General features: G+C 69.4%; 17 protein-coding genes. 9 read left to right on the forward strand and 8 right to left on the reverse strand.

Annotated elements, in window-relative coordinates; all coding sequences use genetic code 11:
* Position 1: 1 nt before the first annotated feature.
* Genes ABD401_RS06360 through ABD401_RS06385 form a run of 6 tightly spaced genes read right to left on the reverse strand, consistent with a single transcriptional unit; the run spans position 2 to position 8576 of the window.
* On the reverse strand, positions 2-2614 hold the full coding sequence (locus ABD401_RS06360) for an AAA family ATPase (RefSeq protein WP_344602764.1): 2613 nt from the start codon (positions 2612-2614) through the stop codon (positions 2-4).
* 28 nt (positions 2615-2642) lie between these two features.
* Positions 2643-4298: a flavin-containing monooxygenase gene (locus tag ABD401_RS06365; RefSeq protein ID WP_344602766.1), complete on the reverse strand. Its 1656-nt coding sequence runs from the start codon at positions 4296-4298 to the stop codon at positions 2643-2645.
* Complete coding sequence (locus ABD401_RS06370; RefSeq protein ID WP_344602768.1) at positions 4295-4963, reverse strand: tetratricopeptide repeat protein; 669 nt, start codon at positions 4961-4963, stop codon at positions 4295-4297. Before ABD401_RS06370 ends, ABD401_RS06365 begins: the two co-directional genes overlap by 4 nt.
* A 44-nt stretch (positions 4964-5007) precedes the next feature.
* Complete coding sequence (locus ABD401_RS06375) at positions 5008-6021, reverse strand: LLM class flavin-dependent oxidoreductase (RefSeq protein ID WP_344602770.1); 1014 nt, start codon at positions 6019-6021, stop codon at positions 5008-5010.
* 21 nt (positions 6022-6042) lie between these two features.
* The gene (locus ABD401_RS06380) at positions 6043-7626 is read right to left on the reverse strand and encodes a class I adenylate-forming enzyme family protein (RefSeq protein WP_344602772.1); all 1584 of its coding nucleotides are present in this window, start codon (positions 7624-7626) and stop codon (positions 6043-6045) included.
* Positions 7623-8576, reverse strand: a complete 954-nt coding sequence (locus tag ABD401_RS06385) for a hypothetical protein (protein ID WP_344602774.1) — start codon at positions 8574-8576, stop codon at positions 7623-7625. Before ABD401_RS06385 ends, ABD401_RS06380 begins: the two co-directional genes overlap by 4 nt.
* Before the next feature lie 114 nt (positions 8577-8690).
* On the opposite strand from ABD401_RS06385, the gene ABD401_RS06390 reads away from it, so the two are divergent.
* Positions 8691-9437, forward strand: a complete 747-nt coding sequence (locus ABD401_RS06390; RefSeq protein ID WP_344602776.1) for an SDR family NAD(P)-dependent oxidoreductase — start codon at positions 8691-8693, stop codon at positions 9435-9437.
* A 41-nt stretch (positions 9438-9478) separates the two neighbouring features.
* The gene (locus ABD401_RS06395; protein ID WP_344602778.1) at positions 9479-12322 is read left to right on the forward strand and encodes a PEP/pyruvate-binding domain-containing protein; all 2844 of its coding nucleotides are present in this window, start codon (positions 9479-9481) and stop codon (positions 12320-12322) included.
* Between the two features lie 18 nt (positions 12323-12340).
* Here ABD401_RS06395 and ABD401_RS06400 read toward each other — a convergent pair whose 3' ends face one another.
* Positions 12341-13063, reverse strand: coding sequence for an SDR family NAD(P)-dependent oxidoreductase (locus ABD401_RS06400; protein WP_344602780.1), 723 nt, complete (start codon positions 13061-13063; stop codon positions 12341-12343).
* Positions 13060-13680, reverse strand: coding sequence for a histidine phosphatase family protein (locus ABD401_RS06405; protein ID WP_344602782.1), 621 nt, complete (start codon positions 13678-13680; stop codon positions 13060-13062). Before ABD401_RS06405 ends, ABD401_RS06400 begins: the two co-directional genes overlap by 4 nt.
* Positions 13681-13810: 130 nt before the next feature.
* Here ABD401_RS06405 and ABD401_RS06410 point away from each other — a divergent pair, with 130 nt between their 5' ends.
* The 7 genes from ABD401_RS06410 to ABD401_RS06440 all read left to right on the forward strand — a co-directional run bounded on the left by ABD401_RS06410 (position 13811) and on the right by ABD401_RS06440 (position 20617).
* Positions 13811-14782 carry a phosphotransferase family protein gene (locus ABD401_RS06410; RefSeq protein WP_344602784.1) on the forward strand — a complete coding sequence of 324 codons (972 nt, stop codon included), beginning with the start codon at positions 13811-13813 and terminating at the stop codon, positions 14780-14782.
* Positions 14783-14935: 153 nt separating this feature from the next.
* Positions 14936-15325: a hypothetical protein gene (locus ABD401_RS06415; protein ID WP_344602786.1), complete on the forward strand. Its 390-nt coding sequence runs from the start codon at positions 14936-14938 to the stop codon at positions 15323-15325.
* Positions 15326-15360: 35 nt separating this feature from the next.
* Positions 15361-15744: a hypothetical protein gene (locus tag ABD401_RS06420; RefSeq protein ID WP_344602788.1), complete on the forward strand. Its 384-nt coding sequence runs from the start codon at positions 15361-15363 to the stop codon at positions 15742-15744.
* Positions 15741-17792 (forward strand): branched-chain amino acid ABC transporter permease, encoded by a 2052-nt coding sequence (locus tag ABD401_RS06425; protein ID WP_344602790.1) that lies wholly within the window; start codon positions 15741-15743, stop codon positions 17790-17792. The genes ABD401_RS06420 and ABD401_RS06425 overlap by 4 nt, the downstream gene beginning before the upstream one ends.
* Positions 17789-18577, forward strand: a complete 789-nt coding sequence (locus tag ABD401_RS06430; RefSeq protein WP_344602792.1) for an ABC transporter ATP-binding protein — start codon at positions 17789-17791, stop codon at positions 18575-18577. The genes ABD401_RS06425 and ABD401_RS06430 overlap by 4 nt, the downstream gene beginning before the upstream one ends.
* Positions 18570-19271: an ABC transporter ATP-binding protein gene (locus tag ABD401_RS06435; RefSeq protein ID WP_344602794.1), complete on the forward strand. Its 702-nt coding sequence runs from the start codon at positions 18570-18572 to the stop codon at positions 19269-19271. Before ABD401_RS06430 ends, ABD401_RS06435 begins: the two co-directional genes overlap by 8 nt.
* Positions 19268-20617 carry a hypothetical protein gene (locus ABD401_RS06440; protein ID WP_344602796.1) on the forward strand — a complete coding sequence of 450 codons (1350 nt, stop codon included), beginning with the start codon at positions 19268-19270 and terminating at the stop codon, positions 20615-20617. Before ABD401_RS06435 ends, ABD401_RS06440 begins: the two co-directional genes overlap by 4 nt.
* Positions 20618-20719: the final 102 nt, after the last annotated feature.

Here is a 20719-nt window from a genome sequence, read left to right on the forward strand (position 1 = left end):
GTCACAGCGCATCGGCCAGCTCGTCGCGCTTGGAGAGGCCGAGCTTCTCGTACACGTGCAGCAACCGGCTCTCCACGGTCCGCACCGAGACGGACAGCTCCTCGGCGATCTGCTTGTTCGAACGGCCTCTGCTGGCCAGCAGCGCTGTCTCACGTTCCGCGGGCGTGAGGCGGGCGCGGGTCTCGATCGATTCTGCCGGCCGGCTGGTGGCCCCCTCGCACTGCTCGAACAACGTCACGGCCCGCCGTTGCGTCAAGGTCGCCCGGCGGTTGTTGCCGGCCTTGAGCCACAACGTCGCAGCGTCGGCCGCGGCCTCGGCGGCGAGCAGGTGAGCGCCGATCGCCTCGAAGCGGGCGACGATGCGCTCCAGCTCCTCCGGCTCCCCACCGAGGGCGACCGCGGCGTGGTCGGCCTTGATCGCGATGAGGTCGCCCTCCATCTGCGCGGCGAGCGCCGCGAGACGGTCGACCGCCAACTTGGCGTAATCGAGGCGGACGAGCGCGTGCAGGGCGGAGGACGCGCCGACGCGGTCGTCGCGGTCCTCTCCGGCCTGCGCGGCCTCCAACAGAAGGGCGCGGGCTGCAGGCAGGTCGCCGTCGGCCACAGCGATCCACGCCTTCGCCTGCAGTAGGTCGGCGGCGAGGATAGCGTCGACGGTGGGCAGTGCGTCGAAACGTTGGAGGGCCTGATTGGCCCCAGCGACGTTGCCGCGCAACGCATGGGCGTGCACCTCGTAGACGAGGCTGTGCTGTTCACCGACCGGGAGATCGATCTGACGGAACAGCGCGGCCGCCTCCGAGGCGAAACGAGCCGCTGTGCGCGCCTTGCCCTGCTCCAGGTTGACCCGTGCGAGCGTCCAGGCCATGTACGCCTGGCGCAGCGGTGACCGTTCGTCGAGCGCAATTCGGTATTCAGCCGTGGCCAGTGCTTCGGCCTCGTCGAAGCGGCCAGCCGTCGCGAGCGCTTCGCTCCGGGTGAAGACATGGACCCATGGGTCCCACTCCAGCGGTGCGGACAGCGCCCCGTGGGCGGCCGCGCCGATGTCCGCGGCCTCGACCGCACGGTCGACCTGCCCGAGTCGGCCCAGGGCCACCGCGGCCGAGACGGATGCCATGACCAGGGCCGGGCCTCGAGCACGCTGGAGAACTGACTGTGCGTCAGTTGCGGAGGCCTTGGGGCCCTCGGTCACCAGGGCGAGCCACGATCGTCGCGCGATGACGATGTCCCGCAGATCTGGGTCGGTGATCGATTCGGTCGCGTCGTCGGCAATGCGGCGGTGCACCGCCGGCTGGAGATGCATGTAGGCGTTGTCCAAGCGGGTCAGCGTAACCCGGGAACGCTGATCGTCGTCGGCGGCCTGTCCGGCCAGGACGCCCAGCCGGCTCTCGGCGTCCTCGCCGCGGCCCAGCAGTCCCGCGAGTTGGGCCACGAGCAACTCGGCCTCGAATCCGGCGCCGGCCTGCGCCGCGAATCTCGCGAGGCGTTCGGCGAGCGGGAAATCGTAGCTGCGACGCGCTGCGACGGCTGCGGCGAGCATGAGTTCCGGCGAACTGCCGCCGCCTCCGCTCAGACGCCAGGTAGCCACCCGCAGCGTGTCTTCGCGTCGCCGCGCACCGGTGCCCTCGACGACGTCGGCGAGGGCCCGCGCCATCTTGGTCAGGCGCAACATCGGCATCCGGCTGCGCAGCACGTCGCCGTAGATCGGGTGCGCCAGTCGGAGCTGCAGGCGCCGGCCGTCCAGCGTGGAGCAGATCAGCCCGTCGCTCTCCAGTCGCTCGGCCGCCTCGGCGTCCAGCAGGGTGTTCAATTCGAGTGAGCCCAGGGGCTCGGCGAAGGCGAGGTACTCCAGCACGGTGCGCTCAGCGGGTTGCAGGGCGCGCAGGCCGTTCTCCACGATCTCGATGAGTCGGTCCGAGGGTGCGGGCTCGCGGGTGAGGCGCCAGATGCCCTCTTCGTTCTGCAGCGCGCCGTCTTCCAGCGCGGCGAGGATCAGCTCTCGCAGGAACAGCGCGTTACCCTCGCAGCGCACCGCGAAGAACGCGGCGGCCGCGCCGTCGACCGGGCCGGAGAACGCGGCTTCGAGCAGGCGGTGGACGGCGTCGGTCTGGAGCCCCCCGATCTCGATGCGTTCGAGGAGCCCGTCCTTCCAGAGCGCGACGACAGCGTCGGGCGCTGCTTCGCCGGAGCGAACGATCATCACGACGAAGGCAGCCCGGGTCTCGACCACGCGATGGATGAGCGTCGCGGAGGCGTCGTCGAGGAGGTGGGCGTCGTCCACGACGAGCACCAGTCGGCGACCACCGGACTGGCGTACCAGTTCGGCGGTCAACAGGCCGAGCAGCTGGCTGCGATCCGGCGTGGCTGCGAGCTGGTCGGTCGGGATCAGAAGAGCGGCGAGCGCGCCGAAGGGGACGGTGGAAGCCGAGCGTGTGGCCGTCGCTCGAGCGGTCGCGGCGCCGGACATCTCGGCGAGCCGAAGGATCTCTGTGGCTAGGCGGGTCTTCCCGGCCCCGACCGGACCGGCCAGGACCACCCCCGCGGCCGTGTGGTCCGCGAGGAGCTGCTGCAGACGCCGGAGCTCACTGGCCCGTCCGACGAGCGGCCACTCTTCCATCGGGGAGACAGTAGCTGTCACGTCTGGGTCACGTCTGGGGAAGAACTGTCGCGCCCCGGTGCCGCGAGATCGAGACGCCCGGATATCCGGCGGCGGCGACTGCGTCGCACTTGTCCCGGTACACGTGCGTGCCCCCGACGTAGGGCATCACCACCTGCGGCTTCCCGGGGATATTGGCTCCCCGGTACCAGGAGTTGCCCAGTGAAAGGAAGGTTCGCTCGCCGATGTCGGTAACGTGTGCGGTCCACTCCTGCGCTGCTGCGGGGTCGGCCTCGACGAGGTCGGCCTCGGCGGACCGGGCGAAGGTGAGCAGGTCCGAGATCCAGTCGACGTGCTGCTCGATGGCGAGGATGACGTTGGAGAAGACCGACGGGCTTCCCGGGCCGGCGACGATGAAGAAGTTCGGGAAGCCGTCCACCAGCACGCCCAGGTAGGTGCGTGGCCCTGCGGCCCAGGCCTCCGTGAGTGCTACTCCGTCGCGACCGACAACGCCTAGCCGTAGCAGCGTCCCGGTCATGGCGTCGTAGCCGGTCGCGACGATGATCACGTCGACGTCGTGGGTCGCGGCCGTCGTGCGGATACCGGTGGCCGTCACCTCGACGATGGGGTTGGCACGAACGTCGACGATCTCCACGTTAGGCCGATTGAAGCTGGCGAAGTAGTTGATCTCCAGGCACGGGCGCTTGGCACTGATCGGGTGGCCGCGAGGGAGCAGGACCTCCCGCTTGGCCGGGTCCTGAACCACCTCGCTGATCCGGTCACGCACGAAATCCGCAGCGACCGCGTCAGCTTCAAGAACCGAGGAGATGTCGTCGTAAGCCTTGGTGAAGTCGAGCCCGCCCATGGCCCAGTAGCGCCGCAGCACCTCGTCGCGTTGGTCCGGTGTGTCGCCCAGCAGTGGGCGGCCCTCGGTGGCGAACGCGCGGCCCTGCGGGGCTCGCCGCGCGGCCTCCCGGATCTCGCTGTACCGGGCCTTGGCCGCAGCGAGGTCCTCGGGGGAGAGGGGACGGTTATGGGCGGGGAAGGCGAAGGTCGGAGTGCGTTGGAAGACCGTGAGGTGCTCGACCTCGTCCGCGATGGCGGAGATGATCTGGATCCCGGAGGAGCCCGTGCCGATCACCGCCACGCGCTTGCCGCGCAGGTCCACGCCCTCGTGCGGCCATGCGCCGGGGTGGTAGATCTCGCCTGCGAAGTTTTCGACCCCGGGCCAGCTCGGGACCTGCGGGGTCGAGAGGCACCCAACCGCAGCGATGCAGAACCGCGCGTTGACCTGGGCGCCGCGGTCGGTGTCGATCATCCAGAGATTGCGGGCGGCGTCGTACGTGGTGGCGGTGACCCGCGTGGAGAAGGTGATGCCCGACCGCAGGCCGAACCGGTCGGCCACGTGCTCGGCGTAGGCGAGGATCTCCGGCTGGGCGGCGTACCGCTCGGACCAGTTCCACTCCTGCTGGAGCTCATCGTCGAAGGAGTAGGAGTACTGGATGCTCTCGATGTCGCAGCGTGCGCCCGGGTAACGGTTCCAGTACCAGGTTCCGCCAACGCCGGCGGCAGCCTCGATCACGTGTGCGTCGAAGCCCAGTTGTCGCAGCTTGTGGAGCATGTAGAGCCCGCCGAAGCCGGCTCCGACGATCAGAACGTCGCAGGTCGTCGGTAGCGCTGCCCCGGTGTTCGTCGAGGTGGTCACGACGCTCCCGTCAGAATCCGTGATGCTTCTCGCCACACGTCCTGCGCCTCGGCGGAACGGCCGTCCGCCTCGTAGAGCACGCCGAGGTCGTGCAGCGCGCTGGCGACCCCCGGGTGGGTGGCGCCGAGCACCCGTCGTCGAATCTCGATCGCGCGCCGGTAGCGGGCGGCCGCCTCGTCCACCCGCCCCTGCGCACCTAACACCTTGGCGAGGTGGAGCTGACCGGCAGCGACCTCGGCGGACTCGACGTCGCCCGCCGAGGAGAAGAAGTCCAGCGCCCGCCGCAGCACCGGCTCCGCCTCGTCGTGGCAGCCCTGCGCGATCAACAGCGATCCCAGCAGGAGACGGTCGAGGGAGGCCTCCTGCCCGTCGTCCTGGCCGGCAGCGGCCCAGGCGTCCAAGGCGCGCTCCGCCGAGCGCTGGCCCTGGACGAACCAACCCGCGGCGAACGAAAGCTCTGCCAGGTCGTGGTGCAGAGCAGCGGTCTCCGGATGACCGGGACCCCGTTCGTTGGTCAGGATCGCCAGGGCGCGTTCGAAGTGCTCGCGCGCTTCCGGATGCCGGTGGGCCCGCCGAAGGGCGCGGCCGAGCGCCCACGCGACCTGGGCCGTCTCGGGGTCGTGGCGGCCGACGGAATGCTCGGCCTCGGCGAGGGAATCGCGCAATTCCCGGACCTCGTCCGGCTCTGGGAGTGGGGGAGTCGGCATGGTCAGCTTCCGAAGGTGTCGCAGAGGTTGAGGACGTTCTCCGCGCTCTCCTCCGGCAGCATCGGCGGCGCGTAGGGCGTGTGGAAGATGATGTGCGGGAGCGAGTCCGCGTACTCCTTGGCCTTCGCCCGGCACTCGTCCGGTGTGCCGGCGATGCTGAACAGATCGACGAGCTTGTCGTCCGTGACGTCTTGCAACGCATCGAAGCCCTTGGCGGCGACGGCGTCGAGGACGGCCTGCTTCTCCCTTTCCAGCCCGTGATGCTTGATCACTGGATCGCAGGGGGGGAAGCAGGTGTACACGCCGACCTGGATCCGCGCCCGGCGGATCGCCTCCTTGCGGTCCGGGTGCACGCAGGTGATGACCATCGAGGCGATGTCGACGTCCTCCAGGTTCCGGCCGCCCCGCTCCGCACCGATCCTGACGTTGGGGATCACGACGTCGTTCATGTACTCGACGGTCTTGAAGGCCCCGAGGACGCCGTCGGCGATCTCGCCGCCGAGCTGCACCATCTTCGGCCCGATGCCGGTCAGGTAGATCGGGATCTGCCGGCGTGGGTTCTCGCGGAGCCAGGGCGACGCGGGGAACTCACAACCGTAGAACTCGCCGGGGACCGTCGCGGGTTCCTTCGTGTACTGGTAGTCCCAGCCGGCTCGGACAGCGGTGACGTACTCGCGCATGCGGGTCACGGGCTTGTCGAAGGTCGTGCCGTGGCAGGCGGCGGTGAACCCGGACGCCGACCCCAGACCGAGCACCGCGCGGCCGCCCGAGATCTCGTCGATGTCGGCCGCGGAGTTGGCCATGCCGAACGGGGTCCGGGTCGGGGCAGCGGCGATGCCCGTTGCGAGCCGGATCCGGTCCGTGGCCCGGGCCGCCAGCGCGAGAGCGGTGAAGGGGTTACGGAGCACCTCGTAGATGAAGGCCGTGTCGAACCCGGCTGCGTCGGCAGCGCCCGCGAGTGTCGCGATGCTCTCGAAGGAATTGTTGGACAGCGGGAGGGTGACGCTCTGGCGCATGCTCGGTCTCCTTGATGGTGGTCAGCCGACCTGGCGGGCCTGGTCGGCCCAGTACGGTGCGCGGAGCTCCCGCTTGAGGACTTTTCCGCTGGGATTGCGGGGCAGGGCCTCGAGAAAGTCGACGGACCGCGGGGCCTTGTAGGTGGCAAGATGCTCGCGGCACCAGGAGATGACGGCGTCCTCGCTCGCGGTACCGCCGGTCTCAAGCACGACGCACGCCTTCACGCTCTCGCCCCACCGGGCGTCGGGCACGCCGATCACGGCAGCCTCGGACACCCCGGGCATGCGAGCGAGAATCTCCTCGATCTCCCGGGGATAGATGTTCTCTCCGCCGGAGACGATGAGGTCCTTCATCCGGTCGGACAGGTAGAGGAACCCCTCCTCGTCGAGGTACCCCGCGTCGCCGGTGCGTAACCATCCGTCGACCAGCGTCTCGGCGGTGGCGTCGGGCAGGTTCCAGTACCCACGCATCATCTGCGGCCCACGGGCGACCACCTCGCCGACGACGCCGGCGTCGACCGGTTTCCCATCGGTGTCCACGACGGCCAACTCGGTCCCGACCAGGGCGCGCCCGCAGGAACGGAGCAGGTGCGGTTCGCCGGCGAGGGCGCGTTCGTGGGCGCGGGCGTCGAGCATCGTCAGAGCGGCGCTGGTCTCAGTCTGCCCGAACGCCTGCTGGAAGCCGCAGTTGAAGATGTCGAGGGCGGTGCGCAAGGTGTCCTCGGTGATGGGGGAAGCGCCGTAGGAGATGGTCCGCAGGCTCGCGAACCGACGGTGTGTCAGATCCGGTAGACGGATCATTGCGTGGATCATCGCCGGAACGAGCGAGAGGTGGGAGACCTGCTCGTCGTCGATGACCCGGACGCACTCCGCAGGCTCGAACTTCGCCATGGTGCGCAGGGAGGCTCCGGCAGCGATCACCTGGATCATGCTCATCGCGGCCCCGGCGTGGTAGAGCGGCATCACGACGAGCCGATGGTCCGAGGGGAGCACGGGCGCGGAGGTCCGCATCTGGAGTTGGTTGGCGTTGACCGACGCGTGCGTGACCACTGCCCCTTTCGGGAGCCCGGTGGTGCCACTGGTGTACATCTGCCACAGGTCCTGGTCCCCGGCGCGCCGGTCGGACGGCCGGGGCCGGGGTGCGACGTCGGCGAGCACGGCCGGCAGCGAGTGCCAGCCCTCGGCCACCTCGTCAGGGTCGCCGTCGATCACGAGCTTGGTGGTCACGCCCGCAGGGAACGCCTCGCCGAGGCCGTCCAGCAGACCGACGAACTCCTCCTGCGCGATGACGGCGGCGGCGCCGGAGTCGGTGAGCAGATACGCCCACTCCGACGGATGCAGGCGGAAGTTCAGCGGCACGGGCACGGCCCCGCACTTGAAGGCCCCGTAGTACAGGGCCACCCAGTCCGGGCAGTTCCGGGCCAGGATCCCGACCCGGGCGCCGTCGGCGAGCTCGCGGTCCGCGAGAGCAGCCGCCACTCGATTAGCCCAGTCGTCGACCTCGGCGTAGGTCCAGCTCCGCTCCCCGTCGGTCAGGCAGCGGCGGGCCGGGTCCGCCTGGGCCCAGTGCTCCAGGTAGTCGTGGATGCGGATCGCGGCGCTCACATGCGGTCCTGGAAGGTCTCGGCGAACGCGTACGACAGCGCCGGCGCTCCGGCACCCTCGCGGTCGACCGTGCCTTGGCGGAAGCGGTAGCCGTCCGGGATGTCGTCGCGTGCCGGCCAGCGGCCACCGCGAGGCAAGGCGTCCCAGGTCAGCGTCTCGCCGGCGCCGCGGAAGACGATGCGCCGGGCGAACTCCGGGTCGCCGCCGTCGTTGTCGATGCTCACGTCGATGTCCGAGGTCGCGAACGCCGATCCGTCCGAACGGCTCACGGCCATCCCGGCCAGGCCCTCCCGGCCCCAGACGAGCAGCCCGCTCTCCACCGTCCCGTCTGCTCCGACGTTCACGAACTCCGTCCACACGATCTGCAGGCGGCGCAGCAAGGGGCTCGTCAAGAGCTCGGCGCCCTCGCGCAGGTGGACGGTCACCAGGAGCACGGCACCATCGGCGGGGACACCTTGGACCGAGCCGGTCACCCGGTACGGGCGGGTGGTGTAGAGCAGCGGAAAGGCCGGGTCGTCCATCCGGAGTCGGCACGCGGGACCGACGGCGTCCCCCGAGACGTCGAGCAGGTCGCTCTCCGTCCAACGCAGCGTGCTTGCCGTAGCCGCGAGGTGGCTGGAGTCGTCCGGAGCGGTCACCATGAGGCCGTCCTGGCCGCTCCGGCGCTCGATCGGGCCTTCGTAGGCGCGCTTCGCAGCGGGCGACAGTTCGAAGTCCGATCCGGTGGCGGCCTCGGGCAGGTAGATGCTTCGCGTCGCCCCCGGGTGATAGGCACGGCGCGGCATCCAGCCCATGCTGCCGTCTGTCGCGTCCAGGAAGGTGATGAGCCAATGGACGCCCGGGCCGAGCCCGTGCGCAGGCTCCGCGAGGTGGCGCAGATCGGCATCGAGGACCTCGACCGAGTACATGCCCTTGAGCGTGCCGAGGGGTGGAGACCGGGTCAGCAGCAATCCCTACGCACCTCCGGAGCCCGCGACCACACCTGCGCCCTTGCGCTTCGCGGTGCTGTTCCGCAGTAGGGCCTACCGCTGACCGTGACGCATGGCACGACCTCGAATGAGGTCATGCGACTGAGCGGGAAGACCGCGGTGATCACCGGGGCGGCCGGTGACCTCGGACGTGCGCTGACCCGGCGCTTCGTCGGCGAAGGCGCCGCTGGACTCGTGCTCAGTGACGTCGACCCGGACGCGCTGGCGGCCGCCGCCCTCGCCGTGCAGGGATCGGGCGCCAAGATCTCTGCGCTCGTCGCGGACGTGACCGACCGGGACGCGGTGAACGCTGTCGTCGAACTGGCCGTGGCCGAACACGGCGTGCTCGACGTGATGGTCAACAACGCCGGGGTGCTGGGCACCACTGCCCGGCTGCACCGGCAGGCCCCGGAGGAGTGGCGGCGGGTGCTCGACATCAACTTCTTCGGCACGTTGCACGGCGTCGAGAGCGCGTTACGGGTCATGCGGCGCCAGCGGAACGGCTCGATCGTCAACACCGCATCGGTGGCCGGCCTGACCTCCTGGGCGTTCGCCGCGCCGTACGGGGTGAGCAAGGCCGCGGTGATCCAGCTGACCAAGCTGGCAGCAGTCGAGTACGCCGAGGAGCGCGTGCGCGTCAACTGCGTCTGCCCGGGGGTGTTCCCCTCGGCGATCCACGCCGGCAACGGCGCCGACGCGATGACGGCCATGGCCGTCCGCCATCCCCTCGGCCTGGGCACCGTCGACGACGTCACCGGTGCCTACGTCCACCTCGCCTCGGACGAGAGCGGCTGGACCACCGGTTCGGTACTCACCGTCGATGGCGGATGCAGCGCCCTGTGAGCGACATCAATGAAGGTCCGTCAGATAGTGGAGGCTCTGAAGTGAGCGCAATTGTTGGGTTTCGTGAGAGCGGCGGCACCGAGCACGCCCTGGTCGGAGGCAAGGGGGCGAACCTCGGCCGGCTGGCCGGCGCCGGGTTCCCCGTCCCGCCGGGTTTCACGGTCACGACCGAGGCCTACCGCGCGTTCCTCGCCGGGCCGCTGGGGGACAAGATCGCCGAGATCGTCGCCGACATCGACGTGACGGACCACGAGGGGGTCGAGCGGGCGACCGCCGACATCCGTCAGCTGATCTGTGGCACCCCGCTCCCCGAGGTGCTCGAACGCGATCTCGCCGCCGCCATGGCGGAACTCGGCGCGCCATTCGTGGCGGTGCGTTCCTCCGGGACGGCGGAGGACCTCGCCGATTCCTCCTTCGCCGGTATGCACGACACGTTCCTGGACGTCGTGCCGGCCAATGTCGCAGCGGCCGTCCGTGACTGCTGGGCCTCGTTGTGGACGCCGCGCGCGGCCGTCTACCGCCAGACCCGCGGGTTCGACCACCTCGAAGCGGCCATGGCCGTGGTCGTCCAGACGATGGTCGAGGCGGACGTGTCCGGGGTCGGTTTCACCGGCAACCCGTTGACCGCCGACACGACCGAGTCGGTCATCGACGCCAGCTGGGGTCTGGGTGAGGCCGTCGTGTCCGGCTCGGTGACCCCGGACCACTTCGTCTTCAAGCACCAGCAGGTCTACGCCAACAACCAGTCCGCTTACGCGCTCGTGCCCACCCGCTCGCTCGGGGTGACGCTCCGCCTCAAGGAGAAGACGGTCGGCTCGAAGGAGCACAAGATCGTCCGCGACCCCGTTACGGGATCCGGCACCGTCGCTCAGGAGGTGTCCGAGGAGCAGCGGGCCGACTTCTCGCTCTCCGACGCCGACGCGCTCCGGGTGGCCGAGCTCGGCTACCGCGTCCAGAAGCACTACGACGACCTGCCGCAGGACATCGAGTGGGCGATCGCCGACGGCGAGCTGTACCTGCTGCAGTCACGGCCGATCACCGGTGTGAACTTCGCCTGGGACGAGGACGTCGACGCCTGGCAGACCGTCACCGAGACCGAGGACGCCGTGTGGACCCGCGTCGTGTCCGACGAGGGCTGGACCGGGGCGATCACCCCGCTCATGTACTCGTTCCGCGCCCACATGTGGAACACCGCCTGGCACTACGGTCTGCCGTTCTACGGCCGGGAGGACCTCCGCTCGCAACGGGCCATCAAGTACCACAAGGGCGAGGCCTACCTCAACGTCGAACACGAGAAGGCGATCATCCTGGCCGGCCCGAAGCAGGCCCGGGCGATGGTGGTCAACCGGCTCCCGAAACAGGATTGGGACGAGGTCCTCGCCAGCCCGTGGAGCGCGCTGGAGTACCTCAAGATGGTCGGCAAGTTCGCGATGATGGGCCGCAAGCAGGTTGATGGGCGTAACGTCGGCAACGCCAGCGGGTTCTTCGGCCACTTCAAGTCCCTGCAGGACTACATCGACAACCGCAACGACGAGGCTCGGGGTCTCACCGAGGAACAGGTTGCCTCGCTCGGTGACGCGGAGCTCAAGGCCTACGTCGAGCAGCTGACGATCTTCGAGACCGACTACGCCACTTACGCAACCATGCCGGGCTGGTTCATCTATTCGCGCGACGTGATGGCGATGCTCGCATATTTGGTGGCGACCTGGTACGACGGTGACAACCCCAACGCCTTCCTCGAGCTCGTCACCGGCACCCCGAAGCCCACCGCGGCGCTGCGGGAGAACGTGGAGCTGCGTCAGCTCACTCTCGCGCTGCGGAGCGAGCCGGACCTGCTGCGGATGTTCCAGGAGACAGGCCGCGAGAGGTTCTTCGAGCAGGCCTGGGAGCTGGAGTCCGGCCGTGCCTTCATCGAGCAGTGCCAAATTTTTGTGGACAAGAACGGCCACCGGGGCCATGCGGACCGTGACATCTACTGGCCGCGCTACGCCGACGATTGGCGCCTGCTCTACGACTCGCTGGCGGTCCATCTCAAGGTCGACGACGACCCGATGGAACACCTCGAGGCGAACAACGTCCGCCGCGCCGAGGTCGCCGAGGACATCATGGCGAACCTGCGGAAGAAGTCGTTCGGCTTCCTGCGCGTCGAGGTTTTCAAGCTCGCGCTCGACTACAGCCTGCGGTTCCTGGAGATCCGCGACAACGAGCGCTGGTTCATTGACCAGAGCACCTACTCGCTGCGGCGGGCCTTTCTCGACATGAACCGACGGGTCCGGGAGCGCGGGCTCCTGGACGCGGACGATGACTTCTGGTTCCTCGCCAAGGAGGAGCTCTACGAGGTCCTCGACGGGACGCACAACCCGAGGCTGATCCGGGCCAAGGTGGCGGGCCGGCGCGCCAACTGGGAGGCCTTCCTCAACCGTGAGGTGGCGCTGCCGAAGTTCCTGCAGCACGGCGGCGACTTCGAGGCCGGGCAGTTGAACTCGTTCGAGCTCGGCGACGGGCGGGTCGGGTACCAGGGGATGCCGACGAGCCGCGGTGTCATGGAGGGCACGGCCCGCCTGGTGAAGAAGCTGGGGGAAATCGGCCGGGTGCATCGCGGCGAGATCGCCATCGTCCACGCCACCGACCCGGGGTGGACCCCGATCTTCGCGCTCGTCAGCGCGATCGTCGCCGAAACCGGAGGCATGCTCTCGCACTGCTCGTCACTGGCGCGTGAACACGGGCTCCCAGCCGTGCAGCTGGAAGGTGCGTTGTCGCTGATCCCGGACGGCGCCCGGATCCGGATCGACGGCAACACTGGTCAGATCGAGGTGCTCGATCCGGTGGCGGAGAGCGCCGAGGAGAGCGAAGGCGTCCGAGAACTCGCTGCGGCGCTCAGTTAGACCTCCGGCGGGACGGCGCTAGAGCAGCGTCGTCCCGCCGTCGACCAGCAGCATCTGGCCGGTGATGTAGGAAGCCAGCGGCGAGACCAGGAACGTGGCGGCCTCGCCCATCTCCTCCGGGGTGCCCCACCGTCCGAGCGGGATCCGCTCCAGCGAGGCGGCGTAGGCCCGGGCGTTATCGCGACTGGCGGTAGTCAGCTTCGTGTCCACCAGACCGGGAGCGAGACCGTTGACACGAATCCCGTCGTGCGCCCACGCCTTGGCCAGCGACTTGACCAGGGTAACCAGAGCGCCCTTGCTGGCGCCGTAGGCCGGCTGTCCCGGGGTGGCGATGAAACTCGACGTGGAGCCCACGAGCAGCACGGCCGCGTCGGCCGCCCGCGCGAGAGTGCGATGGAAGGCCGTGCAGCACGACATCGCGCCGATGAGGTTCACCTCGACCACCTGGCGGAAGGTCGCGATGTCGTACTCGGCCCGGCGGTACGCCACCGTGCCCGCGCTGTAGACGAGGATGTCCAGTACCTCGAGCTGGCCGGCCAATTCCGCCACGGCCGCGTCGTCGACCACGTCGAGGCGGTGACACGTCAGCCCGGTGACCCCGTCGCCGTAGTCCTCGACATTCCGGGTGCCGGTGATATGGACTTCGGACCCGGCGGCCTCCAGGCGGCGCGCGATGCCCAGGCCGATACCGCTTGTCCCGCCGACCACCAGCGCGGTCCGACCCTCCAACCGGAAGCTCACGCGGGTTCCAGAGCGGTCGTCGCGCGGTCGAGGCCGAGCAGGTGCGGCGTCTCGTTCAGCGAGAGGATTCCGCGCCGGCCGTCGCGGGCGGCCGCCACCCGGCTGATGCTGGAGTAGGCGGGCGCGAACCACAGCAGCTTCTCCATGCCGATCACGTCGCCGGTGTACGCATTGATCACGCCTGCGTGGGCGACGACGACGACGCGTCGTGGCCCGGGATGGGCAGCCGCCAGGACGGCGAAAGCCTCCGTGACCCGGGCCCGGAACGCCGGGACGTCGACGTTGCCGTAGGCCTCGCCGCGCACCATCGCGTCCCAGCGTCCGTCCCGGAGCTTGCGCAGGTGCTCGACCGGGACGTACTCGGCGTCGCCGTGATCGAACTCGGTCAGCTCAGGCACGGTGACTGGGTCGAGCCCGAACCGTTCGGCAATCGGCCGCGCAGTCTCGATGGCGCGGCGGGACGGGCTCTGCACGACGACGGCAACGTTGTCGAGCGCTGCGCACATGGCCAGCGCCGCGGCCTGCGCCTGCCCCAGTGGAGTCAGGCCGGGATCCGCGGCGCCGGACTCCACACGCATGGCTGCCGGTTCGGCGTGTCGAATGATCACAAATTCCATGCCCGCATTCGAACGGGTTCCGTGCCCTGGGGCAGCAGTAGCGGCTACCGCTGACCACCGGGGCCGAGCGCGGTGCGATGGCTGAATGAACAACTGTCTGGGCGCCACCGACCTGACGAGGACCGCGGCCTTGCTGACCTCCTGGGCGCAGGCACACTACGGACCGTCCGCCGCCGTGGATCAGGTCGCGCCGATGCCGGGCCACGCGGGCATCAGCTTCGGGTTCGACGTCCGCAGTGACAGTGCGGAGGAACGGCTCGTGATCCGGGTGGCCCCACCGGGGGTGCGCCGATCCGGTCCGGCCGACGTGCTGCGCCAGGTGCCGGTGCTGCAGGCGGCCGCGGTTTCTGGCGTGCCGGTCGCGGGGGTGCGGTGGTGGAGCGACGACGAGCGTTGGTTCGGCTCGCCGTACTTCGTGGTCGACCGACTGCCTGGATCCTCGCTGTCGTGCTGGGAGCCGCTGGAGGAGACCGGCAGCGACGCCGATTCGATCTTCGCCGCCGCGGTGGACGCGCTCGCCGCCATCCACCGGATCGACTGGCGTCGGCAGTTGTCCGACTGGGCAGAACCGCGTTCGCTGGAGGCCGAGATACGCGCGTGGGAACCCGTGCTCCGCAAAGGCCGCAATGAGGCGTGGATCGCGTTTGGGCTCGCGCTGCACGAGGAGCTGTTACGTACGCGGCCGCCGGAGCCCGCCCCCGCTGTCGTTCACGGCGACTTCTACTCGAACAACTGGGTGTGCCAGGACGGGAAGCTGCTCGGAGTCGTGGACTGGGAGATCGCGGGGATCGGCGCGCCGTTGCTGGACGTCGGCTGGCTGATGATGATCTACGACCCCGCGTGCTGGGGCCCGACCCGGCGGCCGTGGATGACGTGGAGCCCGCCACCTGAGCAGTTGGGCGACGCGTACCGGTCCGCGACGGGCGACCGCAGTCCGGATCTCGCCTGGTATCAGGGGCTCGCGTGCTGGCGATTTGCGGCGATCACCGCGATGAATCTCCACCTCCACCGCAGCGGTAATCGGCCTGATGAGACGTGGGAGCTGATCGGAGAGGCCTTCGAACCGATGGTGGCGCGGGGGCTGGAGTTGGCGAGGGCTTGACCCCAGGACCGCGTCTGCGCCCGGCCGGTAGATGTGACGGTAGGCACTACTACTGTGCGCGCGCGCCGGTGGGAGTGAACTGGATGCAACATCCGGGCCACCTGGGATTTACCACGGCCTATCGCACGTCCGACCTACCGCAGGAGAGACGCAGTGAGAACTGACATCGTGGGCTGGCTTCGACTGCAGTGGGACCGCGCGGGAGCGTGGGCATGCGTGCTGGCGGGCGTGATCACGTTGTTTGTCGGATGGCTGGGCGTCAGCGAGACCGCCTACACGGCCAAGCAGCTGCCGTACATCGCGGGCTGTGGCCTCGGTGGCATGTTCCTGCTGGGCCTGGGCGCCATGCTGTGGCTGTCGGCAGATTTGCGTGACGAATGGCGCAAGCTGGACCGCATCGAGCGGGCGATCCGGGAGAGCGGATCCTCGGTGCTGCCGCCGCTGGGAAGCGAACCGACCACCGAGCAAACCCGGGTTGAGAACGGCAACGGCGACGCGGCTCACCGCAGCACTCGCCCGACCATGGCGGCCGGTCGATCCTGATGGGAATCACATCGCCTTGGACCCGGACGGATGCCATGACGGCCGTGTCGGTCATGGCGATCGGTGGCGTCGTCTGGTTCGTCGGCTGGTGGGAGGTCTCCGACCGGCCGACGATGGAATCGCAAATCTCTGCGCTGAACGTCGCCGTCCTCGGAATGCTCGTCATCGGCGCCGGACAGGCGCTGTGGTTCCTGCGCGGCCGCCGCGCGGTTCACGACCGCCGCCGTCGCCTGCTGGGCGCCGACGCCGCGCCGCGCCAGGCCACGATCGCGGTGGCCGAGGAAGACCGGTTCGCCGGGAGCGAGCGGTTCTACCACCGGCTCGACTGCGCGATGGTGGATGAGCGGAACTGGTCCCCGAGCCCGCGCGCCGCGCACGAGCGCGCCGGCCGAACCCCGTGTGGGGTGTGTGCCCCGTGACCGCCGTGAAGCAGTCCTTCTCCGACCTGACCGGTCGCCTCGGCTACACCGGTTGCTGGATCGCCGGCGCCGTACTGATCGCGATCATCGGCGCACCGATCGCCGAGGCCCGCAACATGTGGCCGTTCGTGCTGACCGGCATCTCCGACGGGGCGATCTACTCCTTCGCCGCCCTCGGCCTGGTGCTGACGTTCAAGACCTCCGGCATCTTCAACTTCGCCATCGGCGCGCAGGCCGCCGCGTCCGCGTACGTCTTCTACTCCTTCCGCATCGACGCCGGCCTCTCGTGGCCGCTCGCTTTCCTGCTCTCGCTGGTGCTCGTCGGCCTGCTCGGATCGATCCTCCTCGAGCGGATCGCCTTCTGGCTCGAAGAGGCGCCGGCGGTGATGAAGGTCGTCGCGACCATCGGTCTGATCGTGTTGCTGCAGTCCGTGCTCACCGGGGCCTACGGAACCGCCACGCTGCAGTTCCCGCCGTACCTGTCCCAGGAGCAGGTGACCATCGCCGGCACGCAGGTGCTGATGAGCCAGATCCTCGTCGTCGCCCTCGCGCTGGTGGCCACAATCGGGCTGACCCTGTTCTTCCGCCGCAACCGGATCGGCCTGGCCATGCAGGCCCTGGTCGACGATCCTGAGCTCCTTGCCTCCGAGGGGACGAGCCCGATCACCGTCCGCCGCTACGCGTGGGCGATCGGGTCGTGCTTCGTCTCGATCTCCGGGATGCTGATCGCGCCGGTGCTCGGCATCGACGTCAACCTGATGCTGCTGCTCTACATCACCGCGTTCGGAGCGGCGGCCCTCGGCGCCTTCGACAACCTGGCCGTCGCTTTCATCGCCTCCATCGGCATCGGCGTCGTCACCAACGTGCTCGGCAACGAACTCGCCGGGGCGAGCAGCACCTGGGTGACCGGCCTGTACACGCAGGTTCCGTTCATCGCGCTGGTCGCGGCCCTGCTCTTCGTGCCCCGCGCCCGGCTGCTCGAGCGCGGAAGCAAGCGTGTCCGCAAGCTCCCCCCGATCCGCCAGTTCCCGGCGCGGGTCAATGCCGGCGCCGCCGTCGCGACGGCCGCATTGTTCCTGATGCTGCCTCAGATTGTCGCGGCCTCGGACCTCAACCAATTCACCGTCGGGCTTGGCTTCGCCATCGTCCTGATGTCGCTGGCCCTGCTCCTGTGGTCCTCCGGTCAGATTTCGCTGTGCCAGATGGCGTTCGCCGCAATCGGTGCGTCGACCTTCGCGCATCTACAACAGGGTGGGTTCCCCTGGCTCCTGTGCCTGCTTCTCGCGGGTCTGGCTGCAGTGCCGGCCGGGGCAATCGTCGCGATCCCGTCGTTCCGGCTGTCCGGCGTCTACCTCGCGGTCGCTACCTTCGGGTTCGGTTTGCTTGCCCAAAACCTGCTCTACACGTCGGGTCTGATGTTCGGTCTGGACAACTCCGAGGTCATCGCCCGGCCCGATCTCCCGGGTCTGGAGACGCAGGGTGACAGGGGCTACTACTACCTCGTCGTCGTCATCGCCGGCCTGCTCGCGGGTTTGGTCCTGATGGTGCGCCGCAGCCGCCTCGGACGCATCCTGCGGGCACTGGCTGACTCACCGGCAGCCCTCGATGCGCACGCGGTGCGGACCAAGGTCACCCGGATCTCGGTGTTCTGCCTCTCGGCGTTCATCGCGGCCATCGGGGGCGCTCTGATCGGTGGCGCCACCACGGGGGCCGGCGGCGACGCCGGCGGTCCGTTCGGCTACTTCAACTCCCTTGCCCTCGTCGCGGTCTTGGTGTTCTGCTCGCGACGCCCGATCCTCGGCCCCGTGCTCGCTGCGTTCCTCTTCTCGGTCGCCAAGATCTACCCGCCGATGGACTCCGGCTTCCTCCTCGACTACCGCGGGGCCATCTTCGGCGGGCTCGCCCTGGCCGTCGCGCTGTGGCCCGGTGTCCGCCTACCTCAGCTGCGGGAACGCGGGGCCGAGCGCGGCGGGAGTTCTCCGGTGTCGGCGCGTGGCGAGGAGTTTGCGGAACGATCCGAACGCGCATTGGTGGGGGTGACCCAATGAGCATGCCCGCCCTCCAGATCGACGACGTCACCGTCAAGTTCGGTGGCCTGACCGCGGTCTCGCAGTTGTCCGTGCACGCCGAGCCCGGCGTGATCACGGCCCTGATCGGCCCGAACGGCGCCGGCAAGACCACGACGTTCAACGCCTGCACCGGCGTGGTCCGGACCGCCGCCGGCCGAGTCCGCCTCGGTGACCGGAGGTTGGACAAGCTGTCGACGCCGGCGCGGGCCGCGGCCGGACTCGGCCGGACGTTCCAGCGAATGGAGCTGTTCGACTCGATGTCGGTGGTCGAGAACGTCTCCATGGGGCCCGAGGGTGTGTTGTCCTCGAAGCGGCCGTGGGGTCAGTTCTGGGCACCCGCCTCCGAGCGCCGCGAGATCGCGGAGCGGACCCGCGAGGCCCTGAGCCGCTGCCAACTGGAAGCGGTGGCGAACCGGCGGGTGCGGGACCTGTCCACCGGTCAACGGCGGCTGGTCGAGCTGGCCCGGGCCATCGCCAGCCCGTTCCGGTTCCTGCTGCTGGACGAACCTTCGTCGGGTCTGGACGTGCACGAGACCGAGGAGTTCGGTCGCGTCCTCTGCGAGCACGTGCGCGAGACCGGGATCGGGGTGCTGCTCGTCGAGCACGACATGGCGCTGGTCGCTGACGTCAGCTCAACCGTCTACGTCCTCGACTTCGGTCGGCTGATCTGGTCCGGGCCGACGATCGAGGCGATGACCTCGGAGACGGTCCGCGCCGCCTATCTCGGAGGCGACGTGAGTACGGAGGTCGAGTCGCATGCTTGAGCTGCGCAATGTTTCGGCCGGTTACGAGACCGGCCTGGTGCTGCGCAACGTCTCCTTGACGGTGCCCAAGGCCTCGGTCGTAGCGCTCCTCGGCGCGAACGGCGCCGGCAAGACGACCCTGCTGCGGGTCGCTTCCGGTCAGCTCAGTCCCGTGAGCGGGCAGGTCCGCCTCGGCGGAGAGGACATGACCGGCAAGCGCTCGGAGAAGCTGGCCCGCCGCGGGGTGTGCCACGTCCCGGAGGGCCGCGGCATCTTTCCGTCGTTGACCGTCGCCGACAACATCCGGCTACAAGCTCCGCCCGGCGTCGACCGGCGCAAGGCGCTGAAGCAGGCAATCCAGGCCTTCCCCCGGCTGGGGGAGCGGCTCGAGCAGCGGGCCGGAACGATGTCCGGTGGCGAGCAGCAGATGCTCGCGCTCGCCCGCGCCTACGTGTGCGAGCCGCAGGTGGTCCTTCTCGACGAGGTCTCCATGGGCCTGGCCCCGAAGATCGTCGACGAGATCTTCGTGTACCTGCGCCAGCTCGCGAGTACCGGCATCTCGCTGCTCGTCGTGGAGCAGTACGTCGCGCGGGCGCTCGAACTCGCCGACTACGTGTACATCCTCGACCGGGGTCGGCTGACCTACGTCGGTGAACCGTCTGAGATCAGTGAAGAAGCAATCGCGCACTCGTACCTGGGAGGCCTTGCATCATGAGCTCACTCCGTCTGTCCGGGCTCAACCGGACCGTCCGGGCGACCAGCGTGACCGCGACCGTGGTGCTGGCCCTCAGCGCGAGCGCCCTCGTCTGGTCCAGCACGGCCAGCGCGGCCGCGCCGGACATCTACGACCTGTCCGCCGAGGCGGTCGCGCTGCAGTCGACCACCACCGACGCGGCTGTCCCGTTCGGGCTGCCGGCCTCGGCCGGTTCCTACGGCGCGGGTGCTCTGCTCAACAGCAACGGCGAGAGCTCGGCCAACGCGGGTGCCCCCTACTCGCCCCTGGTGTCCTCGGTGCCGAACACGGGCAACGGCATCGTGCAGGCCACCGCCGGGGCCTCGCTGCCAATGGTGCCCACCTTCCCCGGCTACGTGAGCGCGAAGGACCCTGTGGTGCCCAACGCCAAGCAGAACGCCGGCGGCTACGAACTGGTGGCCGACGCGGTGCCGGGCAAGGCGACCGGCCGGGTCAACATCGGTGGCCAGGCTGCCACCTCGGAGGAGAACAACGCCTTCGCATTCGCGGAAAGTGTGGCCGGTGAGGACGGGGTCGTCACTCAGGGCACGGCCGGTGTCCACGCGCTGTCCTTCGACGGCATCCTCGACATCCTCAACGTCTCGTCCTTCGCGAGCCTGACCCGCGGCGCCGACGGACGCACCACGCCCGTGACCACGACCGACCTCGGCACGATCAGCTTCGCCGGGCTGAAGTCCGGCCTGACCGGCGACGGGTTCAGTGCGCTGGGGTCCGCTCCGGTTCCGCTCGACACAGCTGGTCTGGCGGCGCTGAACGCCACGCTTGAGCCTGCGGGAGTCACACTCACCTATCTGCCGGAGATCTACACCTACACCGACGGCTCGACGACCACGGGTCCGACGGTCGACGCGAAGAAGGACGTCTCCGGCGTCACGTCCGGCGCGCTGCAGATCCTCTTCTCCAACACCTCCGAGCGAGGTACGACGACCGAGACCGTCACGATCGGCCGTGTGTCGCTGACTGCCACCAGCAACTCACTGGCGGGGGCCGCGTCGGGTGCGGGCGTGGACAGCGATGCGGCGGCGGGCGCGGCCGCGGGCAACGCGCTGCCGTCCACCGGGACCGCCCGGACCGCCCCGGTCGACGCGGCGGGGCTGGACGCGGCGGGGTTCGGGGCGGTCCCAGGCGCTACGGCGCCGACCGCGGCGCAGGCTCCGGCCCAGAGTTTCCTGCCCGCCGCGGTGGGCTCGATCCTCCCTGAGGGCACGACTTCGTGGGAGAGCTTCTACCTGGTCCTCGCGGTCGCCGCCGCATCGGCGCTCGCCGGTGCGCAGGTGGTGCGACTGCTCTCGGTTCGAGGCCGCTGAGCCGTCCTGACCGGGAATTCCGGCAGCCGTTGCGATGAGGCGCAAGGAGCGAAGGTCGCTAACACGCACTTCGTCAGCCGGGTGGTCAACCGTCCAGACCGG

It is taken from the genome of Sporichthya brevicatena (genome assembly GCF_039525035.1).
In the GTDB taxonomy this organism is placed as follows: domain Bacteria; phylum Actinomycetota; class Actinomycetes; order Sporichthyales; family Sporichthyaceae; genus Sporichthya; species Sporichthya brevicatena.

Bases quoted from the DNA above. Each gene is read 5' to 3' on its own strand.
- ABD401_RS06360 (WP_344602764.1), bottom strand. From the start codon at position 2,614: ATGGAAGAGTGGCCGCTCGTCGGACGGGCCAGTGAGCTCCGGCGTCTG.
- ABD401_RS06375 (WP_344602770.1), bottom strand. From the start codon at position 6,021: ATGCGCCAGAGCGTCACCCTCCCGCTGTCCAACAATTCCTTCGAGAGC.
- ABD401_RS06390 (WP_344602776.1), top strand. From the start codon at position 8,691: ATGCGACTGAGCGGGAAGACCGCGGTGATCACCGGGGCGGCCGGTGAC.
- ABD401_RS06405 (WP_344602782.1), bottom strand. From the start codon at position 13,680: ATGGAATTTGTGATCATTCGACACGCCGAACCGGCAGCCATGCGTGTG.
- ABD401_RS06420 (WP_344602788.1), top strand. From the start codon at position 15,361: ATGACGGCCGTGTCGGTCATGGCGATCGGTGGCGTCGTCTGGTTCGTC.
- ABD401_RS06430 (WP_344602792.1), top strand. From the start codon at position 17,789: ATGAGCATGCCCGCCCTCCAGATCGACGACGTCACCGTCAAGTTCGGT.
- ABD401_RS06435 (WP_344602794.1), top strand. From the start codon at position 18,570: ATGCTTGAGCTGCGCAATGTTTCGGCCGGTTACGAGACCGGCCTGGTG.
- ABD401_RS06440 (WP_344602796.1), top strand. From the start codon at position 19,268: ATGAGCTCACTCCGTCTGTCCGGGCTCAACCGGACCGTCCGGGCGACC.